General features: G+C 69.8%; 3 protein-coding genes. 2 read left to right on the forward strand and 1 reads right to left on the reverse strand.

Annotated elements, in window-relative coordinates; translation table 11 throughout:
- Window positions 1-2,502 (forward strand): ATP-binding protein (locus E4L98_RS30255; protein ID WP_167761475.1); only part of this gene is annotated, 2,502 nt, incomplete at its 5' end.
- Here the strand turns inward: E4L98_RS30255 and E4L98_RS28145 are convergent.
- On the reverse strand, window positions 2,484-3,578 hold the full coding sequence (locus tag E4L98_RS28145) for an alkene reductase (protein WP_135204849.1): 1,095 nt from the start codon (window positions 3,576-3,578) through the stop codon (window positions 2,484-2,486). The genes E4L98_RS30255 and E4L98_RS28145 overlap by 19 nt on opposite strands.
- A 264-nt stretch (window positions 3,579-3,842) precedes the next feature.
- Between E4L98_RS28145 and E4L98_RS28150 the strand changes: the two genes are divergently transcribed.
- Window positions 3,843-4,544 carry a hypothetical protein gene (locus E4L98_RS28150; protein WP_135204850.1) on the forward strand — a complete coding sequence of 234 codons (702 nt, stop codon included), beginning with the start codon at window positions 3,843-3,845 and terminating at the stop codon, window positions 4,542-4,544.
- Window positions 4,545-4,660 lie beyond the last annotated feature (116 nt).

Raw genomic sequence — 4,660 nt, forward strand, 5'->3', positions numbered from 1 at the left:
GCGCCGGCCGATTGGGAACAACTGCGCAAGCTGCCGGCGCCGGCCAGCCGCACCACCGGCCGCGGCGAGACCATCGCCGCGCTGCTGGGCATCCTCGAACAGCGCCGCCTGGTCAGCATCGTCGGTGCCGGCGGCATCGGCAAATCCACGGTGGCGCTGCCGGTGGCCGAAGCCTTCATCGCCCGCAGCGATACCGAAATCTGCTTCGTCGAACTGAGCCCGGTGGCCGATCCGCGCTTTGTGATCGGCGCGGTGGCCGCCGCGCTGGGGCTGACCATCCATTCCGGCGACGGCGTGCACTCGCTGGTCGCCACCCTGCGCGAACGGCGCCTGCTGCTGGTACTGGACAGCTGCGAGCATGTGATCGACGCGGTGGCCGTACTGGCCGAACGCATCCTGCACGGCGCTCCCGGCGTGCGGGTGCTGGCCACCAGCCGCGAACCGCTGCGCGCCGCCAGCGAATACGTGTACCGCCTGACGCCGCTCGGCTACCCCGCCGAGGGCGCGCCGCTGACGGCGGCCGAGGCGCTGCGGTTCCCGGCGGTGATGCTGTTCGCGCTGCGCGCCTCGGAATGCCTGGACGGCTATGACCTCAGCGACGCCGACGCCCCGGCGGTGGTGGAAATCTGCCGCCGGCTGGAAGGCATCCCGCTGGCGATCGAACTGGCCGCCACCCGCATGGACGCGCTGGGCGCGGCCGCACTGGCGGCACGCCTGGGCGACCGCTTCGAACTGCTGCAGCGCGGCCGGCGCGGCGCGCTGGAGCGTCATCGCACGCTGTCGGCCTCACTGGACTGGAGCTACGACCTGCTGCCGCAAGCCGAACGCGCGCTGCTGCGCAAGCTGGCGGTATTCTCGGGCGATCTCGGACTCGATGCGGCCACCGCGCTGTGCCAGGACGCGCACACCGGCGCGGCCGCCATCGTCGACGGCGTGGCCAACCTGGTCGACAAGTCGCTGCTGGTGGCGGACGTCAGCGCCAGCTGCGTCCAATACCGTCTGCTCGACACCACCAAAGCCTATGCGCTGGAAAAGCTGGACCAGCATGGCGAGACCGACGCCACCCGCCTGCGCCATCTGGACTACCACCGCGCGCTGCTGGACCGTGCGGCCGGGCTGCTCGATACGCGGCCGGAGGCCGACTGGCGCGCCAAGTATGGCCGCCTTCTGGACGACGTGCGCAGCGCGCTGTGCTGGGCCTTCGCCGCGCCGGCCGGCGGCGCGCCCGCGCATGGGGAGCCGGGGGTGGCGCTGGTGATCGCCGCCATTCCGCTGTGGACCCAGCTGTCGCTGCTGGAAGAGTGTTATCACTACGTCGAACGTGCGCTGGCGTGCGCACCGTCGCGGCCCGATGAACTGAAGCTGCGCGCCGCGCTGGGCACGGCCATGTTGTATCTGAACGGGCCGGTGCCCGGTACCGAGACGGCCTGGGCCGGCGTGCTGGAGCTGGCCGATGAACTGCGGGACAAGGAATGCCAGCTGATGGCGCTGTGGGGCATGGCGGTGTGCCGCTCGTATGCCGGCGAGCCGCAGACGGTGCTGGAACTGGCGGCACGCTTCGAACGGGTGGCGGCCACCGCCGGCAGCTTGGCGGTGCCGGCCGGCATGGACCGGCTGATCGCCACCGCCCAGCATTATTCGGGCGACCATGCGGCCGCGCAGGCATCGCTGCAGCGGATCCTCGACCATTACGTGCCGCCGCTGCGCAGCTCAAGGCTGTCGCGCATCCAGCTGGAGCAGCGTTCCGCGTCGCTGGGCGCGCTGGCGAACGTGTTGTGGTTGCGCGGCTACCCGGACCAGGCGGCGCGGTCGGCACGCGACGCCATGCAGGCGGCGCGCGAGGCCGGCCATCCGCCGTCGCGCATGTATGCGATCGCCAACGCGGCCTTCCCGCTGATGATACACACCGGCGACCACGCTGCGGCCGAGGCGCTGCTGGCCGAGCTGGGCGAATGCCTGAAGCAGCACGCCTTCACGCTGTGGGACCGCTTGTGGACCTGCCTGGAGACCACCGTGCAGGTGCAGCGCGGCGATTACTCCTCGCTGCTGCTGATGGAAGGCGCGGTGCGGCAGCTGCAGCAGATCGGCTACCGCCCGCGCATGGCCTGCCATCTGGCCAAGCTGGCCACCGCGATGAATGCCCAGGGCCGGCCCGATGCCGCGCTGGCCCTGATCGAGGACGCCCTGGCGTTGTCGGCCGGCGGCCAGGAACGCTGGTGCCAGGCCGAGATGCTGCGGCTGAAGGGCAAGCTGCTGGCGCCCCGCGACGCAGCCGCGGCCGAGGCGCTCTACCGGCAATCGATAGCGCTCGCCGGCGCCCAGGGCGCGCTGTCCTGGCAGCTGCGCACCGCCATCGACCTGGCGCGCCTGAAGCTGCGCCAGGCCGACGCGCGCGAGGCACTGGTGCTGCTGCAATCGCTGTACGCGCGGTTCAGCGAGGGCTACGCCACCGCCGACCTGCGCGAGGCGCGCGCCCTGCTGGATCAAGCCAGCGCCGGATAGTCGGTGTAGCCGCCGGCGCCGCCGCCGTAGAAGGTGTTGCGGTCCGCTTCCGCCAGCGGCGCGTTGCGGCGCAGGCGTTCCACCAGGTCCGGATTGGCGATGAACGGCCGGCCGAAGGCCACCATGTCGGCGTGGCCCGCATCCACCGCGTCGATCGCCATCTGGCGGTCGTAGCTGTTGTTGGCGATGTACTTGCCGCCGAACCTGGCATGCAGCTGCTTGAAATCGAAATCGCCGGCGCCGTTGTCGCCGCGGGTCTGGCCTTCCACGCAGTGCAAATAGGCCAGGCCCAGCTTGCCCAGCTGCTCGGCCAGATAAAAATAGGTGCCCTGCGGATCGCTGTCCAGCGGCGTGTCGCCGACCGCGCGGGTGATCGGCGACAGGCGCACGCCGACCCGGTCCGGTCCCCACACTTCTGCCACGGCGCTGATCACTTCGATCGGCAAACGGGTGCGGTTTTCCACCGAACCGCCGTACTGGTCGGTGCGCCGGTTGGTGCTGTCGCGGATGAACTGCTCCAGCAGATAGCAGTTGGCCGAGTGGACTTCGACGCCGTCGAAGCCGGCCTCCTGCGCACACTGCGCGGCATGGCGGTAATCGGCGACGATGCGGGCGATTTCGGCCGTCTCCAGCGCGCGCGGCATCGACGGCCGTTCGGCGCTCTGACTTTCGAGGAACACCTGCTCATCGGCCTGGAGCGCCGACGGCGCCACCGGCGCCGCGCCATGCTCCTGCAGGCTGACGTGCGACATGCGGCCGACGTGCCACAGCTGGCAGACGATCTTGCCGCCGGCCGCGTGCACCGCGTCGGTGACGCGGCGCCAGGCCGCCACTTGGGCCGGCGTGTAAATGCCCGGCGTGAAGGCGTAGCCGCGGCCCTCGCGCGAGATATTGGTGGCTTCACTGATGATCAGGCCGGCGCCGGCGCGCTGGCGGTAATATTCGACCGCCAGCTCGGAGTGCACGCCGTCCATGTCGGCGCGCGAGCGGGTCAGCGGCGCCATGGCGACGCGGTTGGTGACGGCAATCGCACCGATGGTGGTGGGCGCGAACAGGGTGGGTTGGTTGGTGGACATGCGGGTTGGCCTTTGCGGAAAAGTTAACTGACTGATGCCAGTTCGACGGAAACCAGCTTAGCACCGGCCGGCCCGGGCCGGGGTTAAGCCTGGTAAATCGTGCGGCGGCCGGCAGCGCTTTACCAAAATTTACCGACAATGAATTTACAACACGATAGTTTCCAGACGGAAAATCGTGCTACACTGCGTGCGCCCCATGACTCCGGGCGTTCCCTTCTTCCGGCCTTGTCCCCGCCGTCCACTGTCAGATCAGATCGGCGGCTTATGAACACCTTCCTCGCGACCGGGCGTCCCTTCCTCATGGTATTTGCCGCGCAAGTGCTGCTGCTGGCGGTGATCGCCGGCTATGCGCTCAGCCGCATCGACCGGCTGGAACGCAGCGTCACCGACATCGCCGCCGTCAACCAGCGCGAATTCGCCCTGGCGTCCGACATGAAAGATGCGGTTTCCGAACGCTTCCGCGTGATGGAGCGGCTGATCAGCCAGAAGCCGGTCGCCGGCGCCTTGAGCAATATTGTCGAGATCGACATCGCCGATCAGTTGTCGCTCAACAGCGAAGCCGAGCTGGCCAGCTCCTTCACGGCAGCGCAGGCCGCCCCCGAGGAACTGCAGACGCTGCAGCAGGCGCGCGCGCTGCACGAGCAGGCCGCCCAGGCGACCCGGCGCCTGCTGAACCAGCTGAGCGCCGGCGACCTGGACGGCGCGCGCCGGACGCAGCAGACCGTGGTCGCGCCGCTGCTGCGCCAGTGGCGCGACGCCCTGACGCGCATGGAAAAGATCCAGCTGAACCAGAACGCCGAGCTGGTCGAAGCCACCTCGCACGCCGTGTGGCGCGCGCGCTGGGTGCTGCAGGTGCTGTCCGCGTTCGGCCTGCTGGTCAGCGCGGCCCTGGCCTGGCACCTGACACGCGACGCGCCTGCCCCCTGCGCGCCGCCCTGCCGACTCAACAACTCCAGCTGCGCGTGACTGGGCAAGCCATGAAATTGGGACATTCCAAACTCGGCACCCGCGTGGCGCTGGCATTCGCGCGGGTGCGCGACAGCGCGGCCTCGGCGGCCACCGCCAGCGGCTCCGCCATGGAA

It is taken from the genome of Duganella callida, assembly GCF_004614165.1.
Taxonomy (GTDB): domain Bacteria; phylum Pseudomonadota; class Gammaproteobacteria; order Burkholderiales; family Burkholderiaceae_D; genus Rugamonas; species Rugamonas callida.